We start from the raw sequence: 16,518 nt of genomic DNA on the forward strand, positions 1-16,518 counted from the left end.
CTGCTGGCGACGGTTCCAGTATTGTCTTCACGCCCATAACGAAGCCATGTCGGTCTACGAAACCGACATCGAACGCCGCCGTTCATTTGATGGGCGAGTCCTCGACCCGCTACCAGTACGGCTCAGCTGGGGAATGGGAGAGGTCGCCGATCTCCTCAGCAGCTTCGAGTCGACCTTCGATGCGTTCACTGCGTCCATAGATGCGTGCCGGCAGCGAGCGACGTTCGGAAACGAAACCAGCTACGAACTCCTGTCACGCCGCTGGCTGCGGGAGTCACGAGAGCTTCGCGACCGAATCGAATTCTCGCTTCAGACGTCGATGTGGGTCCAGTGGATTAGCGAAAGCGTCTGGCAAGCCGGTGAGCTGTCGACACATTTGCGGGACGAAGACTCGCGCTATCTACAACAGTACGGCCCCGACATGTTCAGCTATATTGCGCATCCACCGTTGCTCGTGGCCGTCCTGACCAGTGCGGCGATGGTCGAGGAAGTTGGAGCGGTCACAGTGAAAGAGCTTGATACAGGTATCGACCCAAATTTGGACGAAACCACGCTTGAGGAAGTTATTGGGTGGGTTCGAGACGAAGGATTTGCACCAGAGAGCGTCGACTTAGAGGTTCTTGACGACACACTCCGGGAGGCACGAAACGATCTCTCTCACTCGATGACGGCACGAGGGACGACAGTAACCTTGGACACGTTCGAGACGTACATCGAAGCAGTCCAGATAGCAGTAGGATTGGCCCTGAGTCTCGCTGACCGGCTGGCTACCGATGTGCTGGCAGACTTGGCCGATCTATCCCTGACTCCGAACCGGGACAATAGCGGAGCGACTGGAGTGATTAAGTAGCACCAGACTGAGATAGTCAAATAAGCTCACTAATGGCTGACCTTCAGACCTATTCTTGGGACTCGATTTACGAGAGCCAGCCTTCGACGAGCGGTTCTCATCTTGTTGACGAATTCTATGTTCCAGCCCTCGAACGAAGCGTTCGCTACGACCGAGTAGCAGGATACTTCTCTAGCAGTGCTCTCGCCGTTGCAGCTCGCGGTGTCCACGCACTCGTGGAAAACGATGGGGAGATGCGACTCATCGTCGGCGCTGAACTCTACGAGACCGACCGTCCTGTTCTGGAAGCGCTCTCCGACGAACTCAGCGAGGGCCTTGACGAACTCGACGACGAACGGCTCGACGCCCAGCTCCAACTCCTCGCGCAACTGCTTCGAGAGGATCGGCTCACGATCAAGGTCGCTGTACCACGGCGAGGGAACTGGGGCATCTTCCACCCGAAGGTCGGCGTCTTCCATGCCGACCATGGGAACTCGCTGTCGTTTGAGGGCAGCGTCAACGAGACAGCCGGCGGCTGGGAGCGCAATTACGAGCGCTTCAAGGTCCACCGAGAGTGGCGCGATGGACAGCGGGAATACGTCGAAGGCGACGTCGACACGTTCGACCGTCTCTGGGACAACGATCACACCTACGTCGAAGTCTACGACCTCCCCGAGGCCATCGAAGAGGAGATTATCCACTGGAAGGCTCCCGACTCCGATACTGAGATCGACACCGCCATCCAGATTGCACGCGGCGAGGCACCCCCGACCGAGCGCGACAAAGCAAACATTATCGCTGACGGCTCGCTCGCTCCCGGCGGATTGGCTCTTGCTGAAGAGGGTAGTACGATCACGCCCTGGCCCCACCAGCGCGTCGTTTCGGACACACTGGTCAACACCTATCCGAACAGTTTCCTCCTGTGTGACGAAGTCGGCCTCGGGAAGACGATCGAGGCTGGTCTGACGCTCTCTCGGCTTGGGCTAACAGACGATTTGGACACTGGTCTCCTTCTCGTCCCCGCAAGCCTGAGGATTCAGTGGCAAGAGGAGCTCTGGGAGAAGTTCAACATCAACGCCTACCGCTTCGATCGGGGGAGCGGAAATCAGTACGTCTTCCACGATGCATTCGGCCGTGAGCACGCGCCACCCTCTGCTGCAAGTCTCGACCTCGACGCCGACGAGCGGTCGAAAGCGTGGGTCGAGAGTCCAATCTGGCGGTTCCTCCATGACCAGCAGTCCGACGACCAAACCGACGGCCCATCGATCGTCGTAATGTCGTGGCACACCGCCCGGCTTGATGACCGCTGGGATCAGGTCGCTCCCCGCGACGAAGGCGATGTACGTACTCGCGACGATGTCCCAGCGAGCGCACGCGGACGCGACACAACCCGTCGTGAGGGCGTCTGGGACGCCGTCATCATCGACGAGGCACACAACGCCCGCTCCGGAAGCAAGTTCTACACGCTCCTCGAGCGGCTACGTGAACATACCCAGACGTACTACCTGTTGACCGCGACGCCGATGCAGCTGCACGCCGGCGAACTCTACGATTTGATGGCGTTACTGGACCTCCCTGGCGAGTGGGACCGGAAAGACCAGTTCGTCGAGTTCTTTGAGACTCGGCAGGCCCTCAATCAGGCGCTAAAAGAACAGGTCGAGAGCGGTGGAGGGTCTTCAGGGGGATCCTGGTCGGCACAAGCCACCTTGGACGAACAGCGGTACCAGGATCGGCTCCCAAACGAACGAAGGCTCTCCGATAGGGTCTTCGACGCGGTCGCGGAGAAACTCGAGATCAACGATGAACAGCACGCACGCGGAATCGCGAAACAGCGTGTACTCGAAGCGTGCAATCTTGCTTCGAACTACGGGGACCAGTACGACGGGTACGTCGAACGGTTCGAAACGGCGGTACAGGAGTACAACGTCGACCCATTCGAAGCGAACGAGGACGAGAAGCTCAAATACCTCCTCTATCCGGATTGGAAGGCCGAGGAAGAGTGGCTCACCTACTCACGGAACGATCAACTCAGTGCCCTCGATGATCTCTCAGAAGCTGGCTGGCGAGTCGTTCGAGACGTTCTCGCGGAATCGACGCCCGTCGACGCCCTCATCCACCGGAATACGCGTGATACCCTGCGGAAGTACGAGAAAGTCGGACTACTGGATGAGACCGTTCCGAACAGAAACCCGGAGCAGCGGAAGATCGAACTGACAGACGAAACGCGAGACGTCTACGACCGCATCGACGAGTACACGAGCAAGTTCTACAAGCTCGCCCAGCAGTCCGATGAGGCTGAGACCAGGGCGATTGGCTTCGTGATGACTACCTACCGCCAGCGACTCACGAGCAGCGTCTACGCGATTTCACAGAGTCTGCAAACCCGCCTCGAAACCCTTCGAGCACAGCGAACCGTGCTGAAGGGGAAACAACGTGCCACCAATCCCGACCGTTCTCAAGGTAAGTCCAGCCAAACCCTCTTCGAATCCCTCTCTGAGTACGAACTGGACGACCTCGACACGATTGACGAGGTTAGTGGTGACCTCGAAGACGCCGACCTCGCCGAGATTATCCCGAATGTCACCGACCAGGGAATCAATCTACTCGAACAGGAGATCGAAGAGCTGGAGTCGTTCGTTAATGATCTCAAGCGTATCGACGAAGACCCGAAGGTTAGTCGACTCATCAGCGACCTGGGGAAACTGGACCGTGAAGGACATAATCGAGTCATAATCTTCACGCAGTACACCGATACGATGGACTTCATCCGGAACAGCTTGACGTCCATCCACGGCGCAACGGTCGCAACGTACTCTGGTCGCGGTGGCGAGATGTATGACCTCGACAGCGAGGGCTGGACGACCGTTGGTAAAGAGCGTGTGAAGCGAGAGTTCGCTGACGACGACGGTCAAGTCGATATACTCGTATGCACTGACTCAGCCAGTGAAGGGCTGAACCTTCAGGAGTGTGGGGCCCTCATCAACTATGATCTCCCGTGGAACCCGATGCGGGTCGAACAGCGTATCGGACGAATCGACCGTATCGGACAGCGGTATGACGAGGTCACGATTCTCAACTACAGTTACGAAGATACTGTTGAGACAGACATCTACGACCGCCTCGACGACCGGATTGGTCTATTCGAGAAAGTGGTGGGCGATATGCAACCCATCCTCTCGGGTGTGAGCAAACAGATACGAGACGCCACCCTGAACGCCGATTCTGACGACCGTCAGGAGACGGTTAAAAAAGCGGATGAACAGCTATCAAAGGATATCGAGCACCAGAAGGAGGACGACCGCGTCGACGTCGGCGAGTCCCTTGATGACGTTGACGAGCTTGTAACACAGGATGTCCTCGATGAAGCAAAACTTGATGCGTGGCAGTCCTACAGCCACCCGGATCTAGTCGATGTTGGGGAGGAGGAATACGAGTATCAACCTCCGTTCGAGACACCAAGTCTCCAGTCAGTGTTGGTCGATAACGACGCGCTTGCTGAGGCCGGTGTCGAATTCACCCCGGTTCACGAGATCGACTTCGAGTACAATGACGGGGAGTTCGACTTTGCGGACAGCACATACCGCCTCTCAGTAGGTGACGTACCGATTGAGGTCCCAGCTAGGGATGGGGAACAGACGATTGCACAGACTATTGCGACTGCTGCTGATGAAGTGGCAGTAACGTTCTCGGCAGAGTGTGCTGACGAGTTCCCATCGGTTCAGCATCTTGCACCAGGTCATCCACTTCTAGGACAGCTCCTCACAGTACTGCAGGATGTGAGTGAAGATACGTCGCGACTCCAACAGCGAATCATGACTCGACCCGACCAAGACCAAGAGCCAATCGTGTGTGCGTGGGGGCGGGACGGCGTGTTTACCCGGATTGCAGGCGATGGGACTGTGGCTGAAAATGGACCGATGGATTCCCTTCCGACGTGGTGTGATCAATTCCTCGATAACCGAGAGAAGTCAACAAAGCAGCCACAGTAGCTGGGTAGTTTTGTAAGTATGGACTTCCCAGATGAACCAATCGATGCCAAATACTGCTCTTGAAGCAAATCTCCGCGCTATCGGGGACGGTGCGAGACTCGAACAGTTAGCTGTTGACTTGCTTGGTCGAGAAGGGTATGATGTCGATCCAACCGGCGTGAGGGGTCCGGATGGCGGGAGGGATGCGCTTCTTGAGCGTTCGGGAAAATCTGGTGTGCTCCACTGTAGCGTGACCTCGAGTGATATCGAGGAGAAGATCCGTTCAGATGCAAATTCAGCTGCTGACTATCCGGAGGAGTTCGATTTCTTCATATTTGCTACCACCACGGAGATTGCCGGGGTCAAACGGGACCGATTAGAGAACGAATTGGCGGATACGTACGGCTGGCGCGTCCATATCAAGGATTTTGCCCGATTGAGAAAAGACCTGATGGATGTCGACAACCACGATCTCGCACAAGAACATCTCCATGTTAACCCTCAGAATGCTCTCGACGATCCAGAACAGGATATCGACGAATTATATGAGGCTCAACTCGACCGATTACGGAATCGACGGCCACGCCACGGTGACATAGTAGATGAAGAACCGATTGTGGCGGTTCATGTCATTCCCGTTGAGTCGGTTTCGAATCCTCCTGGAATGATCGCAACCGATCTCCCTGACCCACCAAAATTCCACTCACGGTCGGCTGGTACCGAGGGTTTCGGTGATTTTGCAATTACAGCTCCGTATACGGGGCTGTCTGAAGGGAAATTCACCGAGTACGTCTGTTTAGACGGTAATGGCTGGGTAGAAGCTGTAACAACCAAGCTGACTATAGAGCGGAACGGGAGGCACGGGATAGCGTGGTACATCGATAAAGAGATCGTCTCCCTAATCGACCGCCTCCGGGAAATGTACCAGACTGTGGGCATCTACCCGCCGTTGTACGTATATATCACGATAATCGATGCAGCGAACTATCCGATTGAAAAACCCCAGTCAGTTTTTGGACCAGATACCACCCGTCCGATCAACGAGAATGTCTTCCAATTGAAACGGGTGAAGATTGAAGATTGGGACTCTAACATCGCGTTGGCCCTCCGCAAACCCCTCTATCAGCTCTGGAACCGTATTGGCTGGCGAAACGGTTCAATACACTACTCGAAGTGTGAGGATGGTTTTGAATGGAATCCTTATAGGACATAAGTGCTTTGTTGAATCCGATGACGGCGCGGGGATCACTGTTTGAGAGCTTGTTCGAGGTTGTAGACTGCGGCGGTCACCACGAGTTCGCGGAACTCGCGGTACCAAGCGCGAGGGTGGACAGCGGGGCCGAACCGACGCTTGATGGCCGAAAAGACGGTCTCGGCCATCCACCGCTGGCCGTATAGCTCGCTGTCCAACCGTGCGTTGTGCGCGTGATCGTACGTAGCGAACAACCGGTGACGCAGCAACGGCCGGACGCCCTCTGAACGGAGGGCGTCCCGGAGAGATTGGTCATCATAGCCTTTGTCGCCGGCGAGACTCTCGATTTTGTTGGTGTTACGAAGGGCAACTCGACGGCCAGTTTGGGTGTCGTGAGGCCAGTGTGCCGAGCAGTGGAGATCGAGGATGGCACACGAATCTGTATCGACGAGCGCCGTCGTTTTGAGCGTGCGTATGTGGCGATCCGAGCGGTGTTGGTAGTGTCTCGATGCCGTTTCGCGGTCAAAGAATGTGGCATCGATGGCACCGTGCGAGCCCGGATCGCAGATGGTCGCAGACTCCCGAAGGAACCCGCGCCACACGGACATGGGCACCCTCTCAAACGACCGGTACAGCGTTGAGGGTGCGGGAAATGCCGTTCGAGCGAGCTGTAACAGACCACGAACACGATCCATCTCACTCGCCCAATCGACGATCTCGCGGTACGTCGCGTCCATGTGAACCCGCAAAAAGTGGAGCGTGACATGCTTCCACCCGGGAAATCCGTTGCCAGTCGGATCACTCACCGCCGTTGGACTGGCGGCACAGCGCTTTTGAGCCAGCGACGCGGCTTGCTTAACGAAGCGGAAGAGTAGGTTAGTCACATTCGGCTCTTCCGCTTCGCTTCCACCTTCAGAGCGACGCTATCCCGCCGCCTTCTGCGGATTCAACAGAGCAGACATAAGTAGTTTTGCGACACAAAATTTCCTGCTCGTGATTATTGCGCTAATTCCGCCCACTCGAGAGCATAGCAGACCCGAAACGGGCGTTTGAGAGGTTATTGTTTGAATGCTTTCGCCACAAGCAGTGGGAAGACAAGTGTTGCCTCTGCTTCGACTTGTGTGTAGTTCGTCTGATTTTCTTTAATCTTCCCCCAAGAGACTGCCTCATTCGGTGGTGCACCCGATAATGACCCATCACCCTCCATCCCCGTTGAAATATACACCACGTAATCCGCTCCTCCCCGAAAGAGGTTCGTCATGATTGCATGGTGTTTCGGTACTCCACCCCCCACCGCGATGAGCCCCGTCGAGTCCGCGAGCAGCCCATCTTCAATTAGCGAGTCATAGTCGTCCAAAATCTCAATACCCACTTCTGAATCGTACCCTTGCCGATAGTAGTAGAGGAAGTTCCCGACCTCGGAGTCCGTCAACGCTGGACAGTACACCGGTACGTCGTTGTCCGCCGCCTGCTTCAGAACCGAGTCCTCATCCTCAAGAGTTTCACCTAACTCGCGTGCGAACGACGTCGGTGTTCTCACTTTCTCCTCTGCGAAAAAATCCTCAAAGAAATTATACAGATACTCTTCCAACCACACATACCGGTCAGAAGGAACGAAGAGATTCCCGAGCCGATTGATCCCGCGCTCACGGAGTGATGCCTCGTCTGCGTCCCATTTTCCCATCTTGAATGGCTTTGCCGTCTTGATCACGTCCTCGGTCAGCGATCCAGACGTCGTAATAACTACGTCTACATACCCCTCTCGAACGAGATACGCGACGGTCTCGCGCAGCCCCGACGAGATGATGTTTGACGTGAACGTGAGGTAGACAGTAGCGTCCGCCTCCTGCATGCGTTCGGCGATGTCGATTGCCTCTGCGAGCTGCGTCGCCTGGAACCCCGTTGTCCCATACGCGTCGAGCATCTCGTCAAAATCAAATTCTCCGCGAAAGTCGTAGCCACCAACATCCGGCGTGTCGGGTTCCTCATCACTCCCAGGAACGACGTCGCTGTGAGAGTCGTCTGTGTCCATACTACTGGATAATCTGACGCCGGTTTGAAGAACTCGGAATTGGTCTTCAAGCCGTTGTTGAAATCCTCAGCAGTTGAGAGTTTTCACCCCAATCGCTCAGTACAAGTCAAGCAGATACCGACCCGTTCCGGTTACTGTTGCTTGACGACGACTGTATCTCCAACGAGGTCACCGACCCGTTGGTTGTCGTCTGTAAGCAGTATTGATACCATTGCGACGAGATTGAACGTCGGGAGTGCATCAACGATCCATAACAAGTTCCGTAGTATTGACGCGCCGATCGTACAGTTTGAGCCGTCGGACTTGATAACGACCAGTCCAAGTAGGTATTTACCTGGTGTGTACCCGTATAGTCCCTCAAGGAGAAACCCGTAAACCAATGTTGCGACCAGTCCCGCGGACGCCAGAACGAGGAAACCGAGGTCACCAAGAGCTGCCCCGACAATTATAACGGGAACCCAGATTAGCCCCATGAGAATCGAGTCGATGAAGAATGCTCCGACTCGGTGCCAGATCACATCTCCGTTCGTCCCTCGCTGCGGTTGCGGATGCTTTTCCATATCCCACTTCTGTTACCCATCACTTATTAATCTTTGATAGTTCTGGAACGAATTTATAGAACAGCTCGCAGCCCTCGTCGACTGGCTGTTGCAGACGAGAATGTGTCTGGAAAATTGGATATCAACACAGCAGTAGTCGCTTGTTCTCTAGTGAATAGCTTCGGACATGGTGGTGTGCGGGTTCCCACGATTGCTCGTCAACGAAAGCTTCGGAAACGGTGGAGGGACAGTATTGAACTCACACACCACTGCTTCAAGTGAAATAACAGACTCCACTGGCGATGAGTTTTTTCAGCAGTTCTCCATGAGAGTGAGCGATATTAACCAACATGCTGGACGGTTCCCCCCGATCTACGTTGGTTAAACAACGACCTCGTGTGTTGATTATCGGTGTAATCAGCGAACTCCCTATGCGAGAGATTCCAATACAAAAGTATGAGAGTTGGTGACTAAGAGCTGTCAGAAGCCCTCGAGAGCAGAGTCACTCTTCTTCGTATGTGAGGTTCATCAGCCATTGGGAGAAGGCGTCTGACTGCGGATCGATTTCTTCCTCACCGATAAATGGCGAGAGCATGTCACCCGCCATTAGCAGTGAAAAGTCACGATCAGATGCTGTTGGTTCGAGATAGTAGGTCCGTTGACCTCCGTACACCGTTTCCTCACGCTGAATCAGCCCGGCACTCTCAAGCCCTTCGACTAGTCGGCTTCCTTTTCGCGAAGAGACGCCCAGCTCTTTCCAAAAATCGCTCTGATGAATCCCACCCGTCTCGCGGATCAGTTCAAGACCCGCACGTTCGTCCTCCGAGAGATCGGTTTCACCCTGTGACGCGCTCATATTCCAACAGCTAACGTGTGTCCATTATAATCGTTCTTTTTATTGCTCACACTTGTTATGGTATCGGTCGTGATTATTGTGCCAATTCTCCCACTCGGTAGCACGACAAACCCGCAACGGGCGTTTTTCGGTTTCGTTCAATCGACATTGTAAACCAATTCCTTATGTAGAAATCCGGGAACAAGGAACGGTAAATGTTACATAAGAAAGCAGCCGTCGCGGACAAGCGAATCCAGAGCCCACATCATGTCGATGTCAACCCTGGCCTGTCTATCGATTTCGTCACATCGCCAGTTGTAGAGCGGAACGGCTCATTCAGTACCGAAATCAGCCTAAGAAGCCTGTTCGCCTCTGAGTTTTTCGGGGACAAATTTATAACGAACGAATATGTAGGTTTTGATAGGTGGTATGTATGACCACACCAAGCTATGCGGGCGCAGAGTCGCACCACCACCCAGATCGCGGCATTGAGACGGGTGACACCGCAGTCTGGCCACTCCTTGAGTGCCTCGGTGGGAGCGTAGGGGCCGGCATTATTTTTCTCCTCTCACTCCCTGTGTTAGCCGATGTCATGAGTCCGCTTGGAGCCCTGTCTCCAACTGGGCTCCTCGTCGTGTTTCTGTTCTCATGGCTGTTCTTGTGGCTGCTCATCGCTGTGACTCGCGAGCGAGTCACCGACTGAGTGGTCACAGAACAGTGTCCACACTACCCTCAGTCGAACACGTTCGTAAAGTCCTGAAGAATCTCTTGTGACGATTTTCCATCAGCACGAGAGTGGATCGGACCTTCCCAGCATTCGATCTCGAGTGAGTAGGCAGTCGAGACCGAATCCGGCTCCGTTGTCACATTAAAAATCGCCGTCTGATAGATCGCAAGGATGCGGCGATCATGAACACTAACGTGATCGATGCCAGCTCGATTCAGGACTGCTGGGATATCCGTGGGACCAGAAAGAGAGACTGAGACAGTTGGTGAATCTGAGCCACCCATAGCTTCAGTTCTCACATCACACTGATAAACGATCCGTGCGTGAGAAAACTGGTCTCCGAGTAGGCTACCACGCTGCTCGGTAGCTCAGGAACACCCATCTCAGAGTTGGTATCGACCGTGGCTGGTCCATTCACCTCGTCACATCGCCGGACCGACTCACCGGTCGGCACTCGAGCGCGTGTGATACGAGTGTCCCGACTTGAATTCGGTCAACTCTTCGATCCGCGATTCGAGCTCTTCGACTTCGTCGCGAAGCTGGTCGGCGTCGTCAGCATCGCTCGCCGCAAGTTGGTCTTTCAGCCCTTGGAGCCGTGTCTCCTTGCGATCTTCGTCCACCTCGGCTTTCCGAACGTACTCGGTTTCTTCAGTCTCGAAGACGTCGCTTTCGGCGACGTCAGTCACCTCAAGAGCATCATCAACCTTCCCACGATCAACGCTCACTACCCGGCTACGGTCGATTCCGGCTGCTTCGAGCGTGTCCAGCACCTCGTCGTCGTCTTTGAGCGAGCGGTTCGTCCGAGCAGTCCGCTGGACTGAGCCGTACGAGCCCGAGACGGGTCGATCGTGATGGAGTCGGTCTAAGAGCATGTCGGCGATCTCCTTCCGGAGGTCGTTGGCGTTCCGTTGGACGTCCGAGAGCAAGGTATACAAGTCGATGAGTGTCCCTGTCTCGACTCCTTCGAGCGCCTCCACCTCGTGGCGTTCCAGCGCGTCGACGAGCAAGAGCGCATCCGCATAGACGTCGAGATCGGGTTCTGTCCGTTCGTCTGGAGCAGAGTCAGAGGACGGGTCCTCGTCGAGTAACAGCGAGGTGGTCGGCTCTTCCGTCTTGATGATCACACCCCGGTCGTCATTCACCTCGAATCGTGGATGGAGACTCAATATCGTCGGGTATGGATCCGCATCGGGTGGGAGTCGATCGAGGTCGAACCCATCGGTAGAGTCGGAGACACGTCGATACAGTGTCTCGAACTGGTCTTTTTGAAGCGGTCGCGACTCACCGCTATCGGTGAATCTGATGATGACACGGTGTTCCTGGACGCCAGTGATCTGAAACAGGTTGTTCGAGAGTGGTGTCCGGAGCGTCGCTCCTTCTGAGAGGTCATCTAACCGCTCAAGAAGATTGTGCCAGCTGACCCGAAACGACATGTTCGTACTGAGACCGGTGGACGCTAAATGTTTGAGGCTGTTTACAGAGTTCACAGTTGTATCCGAGTGCGTGGACTCTGATCGGATGAATTCGCAGGAGGGCTCCGACGCGGAACTCACCCTAATTGCCAGTTACCCGCTTTAGAGGGGTGTAAATCACCTGAATACGGACACCGAGACGAAGTAACAATAATTGTATGTATGTCTGACGCTCGGCGTGAGTATTAAGACGGAGGCCGGCGCAACATCGCAGTATGCACGGCTAGGCGATGTTTAGAAAGGGGGGAAGTTCCCCTGTTGGCAGCAGGGGCCGCTTGGGAAGGGACAGGATGGCACCTGTCCGAGGATATCTCCTATTCCTCATTTCTTCCGAAGTGGTCTTAATGGTTGCGGTGGTGAGAGTCATCTCCGGCTTTCGCCGATAACCTTGCCTGCTGTCTCTGAGGCGGCCGATTACCCGATTTCGGCCGTAGCGTCGAGCACGTGCGCGGAGAGCGCACTATGCAGGACCACCCGGCTCATGGAGGTGTGCCAGCGGCGTGAGTCGCTTCGCTGTCGTTGGCTGTTCCAACTGTAGTCAACACTGGGTCATCGAGGACGCCGTCAGTAGTGAAGCTGCTACCGCTCGTGAGTGCCCCCGGTGTGGGAGTCAGTATTCAGATGGCCAGTTGCGACGTCGAGCGAGAGCGGACACGTGGGAGAACGCTGTTGAGCAACGGTCGGCGCTTCTCGCGACCACTCGCAACGCCAGCGCTGAGTTCGACGAGGTTGGCCGCTACGGCGATCTTGAAGACGAGTGGGACCGCGACCTCGTCGGCCAACCGCTCGGCGTACAAGTGCTTACAGGAGCCTTCTCAGACGATCAGCACCTCGACACAGCAGAGCGAGAGACATCCGACAAATCCGATCAGATCTCTCGTCAGCTTGGAGATCTCCGTTGTGATGAGGACGCAGGTCTCTGGATGGTTCAGCAGTACCCGGCTGTGTCGTCTGGGACAGTCCACCTCGATAAGGAGAGTCGGCCGGGTGAACTCTGGCAGCGTCTTGTTGGGGTCCTCGAAGCCGATATTGCGCTCGCCGTGCGCGAACTCGTCGGTGGCGTCGCTGATGGGGTCGCCTGGCAGAGGCTTGAATCGATTATCGACGATCGGTTCGGGACAGTCGACCGAGAGGCCCTTCCAGACGCGGAGAGTCTGAACGGGTCGATCGTTGCGTCGACGCTGTTGAGCTTGTGTAAGGACGTTGAGTCCGAGCAGCACCAGCAGGCGCTCGAACTGCTCGAGAGCTTTGGGAGCGCAGAGTTCGGCCCGCTTGGCATCGGGTTCCCTGGTGAGCTTGCGGATGTTCGCCGGGTTGTGAAGCCGTTGCTCGCAGCCGCAGACCATACGCCGACACTCACTGTGCGGATCGATGAGTCATTCCGGGAGATCGGCCACGCCGACCAACGCCGGCGGATGGTCCAGCTGCTCAGTTGGCTTGGCCACGGTGTGGACGTCCGGGTCGTGTTTGAGTCGTCCATCTGGATGCGGCGCTTTGCTTGGAGTTATGATCCGGAAATCGGCGTCGACGAGTTGGATGGGAACGTCCCGGACGTGGCAGCGTTCGATGTGAGTTCACAATGCGATACAGGCCAGCGCGCTCACGGAACTGTCGACGACCATGTCGCAGCCGCGTGTGAGGCGCTTGAGGCGGACGGCGAGGTTGTCGCAACCCTCGCCCGTATTGGTGCGGAAGCCGGCCAGACAGCTAGCTACGAGGCGCTCTATGAGGCTGCTCCGTACGACGACCCCGACCAGTCCCGGAACAACGTCGCGTACCACCTGCGCCAGCTTCGCAAACACGAACTCGTGACCGATCGCATCGCGACTAGCGACGGGAGCAAAGTCGCAATTCGCCCGGCTGGGGTACAATTCCTCGAAGAAATCGGCCGATCTGGAACGCGACAGAAACCTCTTCAAAATTTTGTGAGTCGGACCGGAAAATCCGCCGACAATCTGGAGTCTAGACCCGCGCACACACGTGAGGGGGGGACCGGCTGGAGCCGCGACCGCCTCCCAGCACTCCACACCATCCAGCCGCTTCCCCGCTCTACGTACCAGGCCGCCGTCGCGGCGACCCCCGAGAATGGCGTCGCAACTGTCGATGCGGCGGTCTCCGAGTGGGACGATCGAGCGGCTCCGCGCCGCTACATGGACTGGGACGAGAATCGCCTCGCTGTGGCCGCCGAGGTCGATAATCCGATGCAGTGGGCGGTCTGTACTGCTCGCTCGTTGGCTGATACATTTGTCTGGGACAATCTGCTAACTGACGACCGGCTCGACGAGAATGGCGACTTCCGCCGACTCCTCCAAGAGGCACCTGGAGTTCTCCAAAATAGTGCGTGCCTCGGGTGGATCGCTGAGGAAGACGAGCTGGTTGATGATATCGGTGAGTTTGGCGACCGAATACAAGCTGTTCTCGAGGAGATTTGCGAAATGACGCGGGACATGACTCACGGCGAGTACCGCGAGTATAACTCTCGGACAGCCTTCCGGACGAAGATTCTCACCGAGTCTCTCGGTGTGATCGGCGTGATGACCCGATTACTGGACTTCGCCGGTGTCGACATCCTTCGAATCGGTCAGATGCCCCGGTTGAAGAGTGATTTCGATGACGAGAAGCTCTCGAGTATCGCGAAGTTCGTCGGGATCAACTCGGCGATCGGGTCGAAGTACGGGATGGCGTCGGTGTTCCGGCAACTGTTCGAGGACCGTGACGAGGTGCTCCGGTGGTCGATGGACGTCGATGTCGACGCCGCAGAACCGTTCGGTGAACTCATCGGCTCGTGGTGTCTGTTTGCCGATTACGGCGAGCGCCAGGAAGTGTTCGCTGAGAAGCTTCGATCCAACGTTTCGCCGAAGGACATCCGGGATGACGCCCCCGAGATCGGCGTCCGCGTCCCTGTCCAGACGTCGACGAGCCGAGCCCAGTACCGGGATCTGCTCGAAGAAGCGCTTGAGGAGAAGAATCTCCTCACGACTCCAGAGGCAGTATCGGTGCTTCACGGGTTGTGTCGGTCACCGCTCGCAATCGCGAACGGCGTCGCCCGAGGCTTGGAGCCGGAAGCCGAGACGCGACATATCCGGTCTGTCGAACTCAGACGTATCATCGCAGCCCTGTCACCAGAGCAGGTCCTCCGGGATGCGTCGTCGACGCCGCGAAAGGCGCTCGTGGCACTCGCCGGCGCTGAAGAATTCCTGACGCAGTCAGCACTCGCCGAGAGAGCTGGTGTGTCGGCTCGCTCGCTTCGTGACCACCTCCCCGACCTCGTCGATGCTGGGATCGTCGCGACGGCAAATGCTGGCTATCGACTCCAGCTGTCGTTTGAAGAGACGGACCGCAGCGACGGAAAACTGCCTGAACGGTACCGGGATATCTACCCACACTGGGTGAGCGATCCGACTGTTAGCAACGACGTCCACGCTGCGGCTGGAGCGTTACGGACAGCTCGGGATCATCACGGACCGGATGGACCCGTCTCACCAGAGGAAGTCGGGTTCGCTGGCGATGTCTTGCTGGAACTCACAGAGCCATGGCCGTTACTCGATGAGGTGCTCCCAGCGCTGTGGGCGGTGACCGCGAGAGCGTGCTATCGAGACGATGCCGCCGTCGCTGGTGGTGCCCTCGTTGAACGTGAGGCTGAGATAATGGGAAGACGCCCACGCCAGTTGAGCCTTCAAGAAGCGACTACTGGAGAGCTTGTCGGATGAGTGCTGGAGGAATTAAGATGTCTGTCATCGATGATCTGTAAAATCCGAGATTTAATCGACACGTGATATATAGCGAATCCAGGCAGCACTAACTCCGTGATTATATTACTGAGTAGCGAATAAATAAGATAATGAATCGGCAGGATCGCGCTGTCACTCCTGTTATCTCGACTATTCTCATGGTCGCTATTGTCGTTATTTTAGCTGCGACAGCCTCTGTGTTCTTTTTTGATGTTGCAGGAAGTGTCACTGAGCCCGCACCGAACGTCGCCGATACGACTGGTGAATTCGAAGTTGCCGATGGAAGAGCCGGTGACAAACAACTCGTTAAAATCACTCATATCGCTGGTGACGGGGTCCGGGTGAACGAATTGGAAATTGTTGTCCGGGCAACCGGCCCTGGCGTAGATACTGACGCTAGGTTGGTTGATCTTCCGGCTGATGGCTCATCATTTGAAAACAAGAACTTTGCTGACGGTGATCCTGATAATCTAATTGATGATGGAGATAGTAGGCTCTGTTGAAATCCTATTCTTCAGACATATTCACGCCTGAAACAGCCGGTCGATGAGAACTGCTTACTGAACGGCGTCAGTGTCCGCGGACGCACCTACTGTACTCTTATTGCTACAAGCAACCCGTAAAGGGTTGTTCCCCCAGCAATTACACTTAATAAAAATGAGTTATAAGGAACCGAGAGCACAGCGGCGGTAATACCTACCAATGTGATCTCGATTGCGAATAGCATCTCTCTCAGATCGCCCATAGAAGTGTGTGAGTAGAATAACTATAATAAAGTAGCCATGTTTATTGAATCCTCCTTGGATCTTACATCCTTCGTCTGTACTGAGCGATTAAGGGTGTGAAACTATCAGATGCTGAGGATTTCAACAGAGCCAGATAGTACTAAAAATAGTGTTATCACATCGGATGGAATAGACGTGTGGTCTGCGGGCCAGACAATCACATTCCGAATAAATACTGGTACGGCTGATTTTCGTAAGGGCGAAACTCCAGATGCCGACGAAGTTGAAGTTGTGATTGTCCACACTCCGTCTGGGACGATTATATCACAGAATACGTTCACGGCCTAGCGATTTGAAGAGAGTGTTCTGATACCTCAAGCCAAATTTCTCAGCGCTGTACCTGTGTTCTCTATACGGCACAACCTAGATCTGATTACTATCTCAGAGTAGCGTAAAACGCGAGATTTA

At 55.6% G+C, this 16,518-nt stretch carries 12 protein-coding genes; 6 read left to right on the plus strand and 6 right to left on the minus strand.

All coding sequences use genetic code 11. The features are described from left to right. Positions 1-46 precede the first annotated feature (46 nt). From NAF06_RS08945 to NAF06_RS08955, 3 genes are read left to right on the plus strand one after another with little or no spacing between them, the layout of a single operon-like run. Entirely contained in the window at positions 47-850 is an 804-nt protein-coding gene (locus tag NAF06_RS08945; protein WP_049908773.1) for a hypothetical protein, read from the plus strand. 32 nt (positions 851-882) lie between these two features. Continuing rightward, positions 883-4,818 carry a helicase-related protein gene (locus NAF06_RS08950; protein ID WP_049908771.1) on the plus strand — a complete coding sequence of 1,312 codons (3,936 nt, stop codon included), beginning with the start codon at positions 883-885 and terminating at the stop codon, positions 4,816-4,818. A 31-nt stretch (positions 4,819-4,849) separates the two neighbouring features. Next, positions 4,850-6,010, plus strand: a complete 1,161-nt coding sequence (locus NAF06_RS08955; RefSeq protein WP_152418745.1) for a PDDEXK family nuclease — start codon at positions 4,850-4,852, stop codon at positions 6,008-6,010. A 32-nt stretch (positions 6,011-6,042) separates the two neighbouring features. Here the strand turns inward: NAF06_RS08955 and NAF06_RS08960 are convergent, their stop codons facing one another. From NAF06_RS08960 to NAF06_RS08975, 4 genes are all read right to left on the minus strand, one after another. Next, entirely contained in the window at positions 6,043-6,873 is an 831-nt protein-coding gene (locus NAF06_RS08960) for an IS5 family transposase (protein ID WP_251106151.1), read from the minus strand. Positions 6,874-7,046: 173 nt separating this feature from the next. Then, positions 7,047-8,021: a deoxyhypusine synthase gene (locus tag NAF06_RS08965; RefSeq protein WP_008584130.1), complete on the minus strand. Its 975-nt coding sequence runs from the start codon at positions 8,019-8,021 to the stop codon at positions 7,047-7,049. 131 nt (positions 8,022-8,152) lie between these two features. Then, a complete protein-coding gene (locus tag NAF06_RS08970; RefSeq protein WP_008584128.1) occupies positions 8,153-8,581 on the minus strand; it encodes an RDD family protein in 429 nt (142 codons plus the stop codon). Between the two features lie 481 nt (positions 8,582-9,062). Beyond that, positions 9,063-9,416, minus strand: coding sequence for a helix-turn-helix transcriptional regulator (locus NAF06_RS08975; RefSeq protein ID WP_008584125.1), 354 nt, complete (start codon positions 9,414-9,416; stop codon positions 9,063-9,065). A 412-nt stretch (positions 9,417-9,828) separates the two neighbouring features. Here NAF06_RS08975 and NAF06_RS08980 point away from each other — a divergent pair, with 412 nt between their 5' ends. Then, positions 9,829-10,098 carry a hypothetical protein gene (locus NAF06_RS08980; RefSeq protein ID WP_152418744.1) on the plus strand — a complete coding sequence of 90 codons (270 nt, stop codon included), beginning with the start codon at positions 9,829-9,831 and terminating at the stop codon, positions 10,096-10,098. 464 nt (positions 10,099-10,562) lie between these two features. Here the strand turns inward: NAF06_RS08980 and NAF06_RS08985 are convergent, their stop codons facing one another. Further along, entirely contained in the window at positions 10,563-11,555 is a 993-nt protein-coding gene (locus NAF06_RS08985; RefSeq protein WP_049908770.1) for a DUF7983 family protein, read from the minus strand. 539 nt (positions 11,556-12,094) lie between these two features. Between NAF06_RS08985 and NAF06_RS08990 the strand changes: the two genes are divergently transcribed. Together NAF06_RS08990 and NAF06_RS08995 are read left to right on the plus strand one after the other, a co-directional pair. Next, positions 12,095-15,304 carry a DUF5817 domain-containing protein gene (locus tag NAF06_RS08990; RefSeq protein WP_394294983.1) on the plus strand — a complete coding sequence of 1,070 codons (3,210 nt, stop codon included), beginning with the start codon at positions 12,095-12,097 and terminating at the stop codon, positions 15,302-15,304. A 131-nt stretch (positions 15,305-15,435) separates the two neighbouring features. Beyond that, positions 15,436-15,828, plus strand: coding sequence for a type IV pilin domain-containing protein (locus tag NAF06_RS08995; RefSeq protein ID WP_080507145.1), 393 nt, complete (start codon positions 15,436-15,438; stop codon positions 15,826-15,828). An 86-nt stretch (positions 15,829-15,914) separates the two neighbouring features. Here the strand turns inward: NAF06_RS08995 and NAF06_RS09000 are convergent, their stop codons facing one another. Beyond that, a complete protein-coding gene (locus tag NAF06_RS09000; protein ID WP_160162875.1) occupies positions 15,915-16,070 on the minus strand; it encodes a hypothetical protein in 156 nt (51 codons plus the stop codon). Positions 16,071-16,518: the final 448 nt, after the last annotated feature.

Origin of the sequence: Halorubrum hochsteinianum, assembly GCF_023702125.1 — an archaeon.
GTDB lineage: Archaea > Halobacteriota > Halobacteria > Halobacteriales > Haloferacaceae > Halorubrum > Halorubrum hochsteinianum.

Bases quoted from the DNA above. Each gene is read 5' to 3' on its own strand.
- NAF06_RS08965 (WP_008584130.1), bottom strand. From the start codon at position 8,021: ATGGACACAGACGACTCTCACAGCGACGTCGTTCCTGGGAGTGATGAG.
- NAF06_RS08955 (WP_152418745.1), top strand. From the start codon at position 4,850: ATGAACCAATCGATGCCAAATACTGCTCTTGAAGCAAATCTCCGCGCT.
- NAF06_RS08950 (WP_049908771.1), top strand. From the start codon at position 883: ATGGCTGACCTTCAGACCTATTCTTGGGACTCGATTTACGAGAGCCAG.
- NAF06_RS08995 (WP_080507145.1), top strand. From the start codon at position 15,436: ATGAATCGGCAGGATCGCGCTGTCACTCCTGTTATCTCGACTATTCTC.
- NAF06_RS08985 (WP_049908770.1), bottom strand. From the start codon at position 11,555: ATGTCGTTTCGGGTCAGCTGGCACAATCTTCTTGAGCGGTTAGATGAC.
- NAF06_RS08945 (WP_049908773.1), top strand. From the start codon at position 47: ATGTCGGTCTACGAAACCGACATCGAACGCCGCCGTTCATTTGATGGG.
- NAF06_RS08970 (WP_008584128.1), bottom strand. From the start codon at position 8,581: ATGGAAAAGCATCCGCAACCGCAGCGAGGGACGAACGGAGATGTGATC.
- NAF06_RS08980 (WP_152418744.1), top strand. From the start codon at position 9,829: ATGACCACACCAAGCTATGCGGGCGCAGAGTCGCACCACCACCCAGAT.
- NAF06_RS08975 (WP_008584125.1), bottom strand. From the start codon at position 9,416: ATGAGCGCGTCACAGGGTGAAACCGATCTCTCGGAGGACGAACGTGCG.
- NAF06_RS09000 (WP_160162875.1), bottom strand. From the start codon at position 16,070: ATGGGCGATCTGAGAGAGATGCTATTCGCAATCGAGATCACATTGGTA.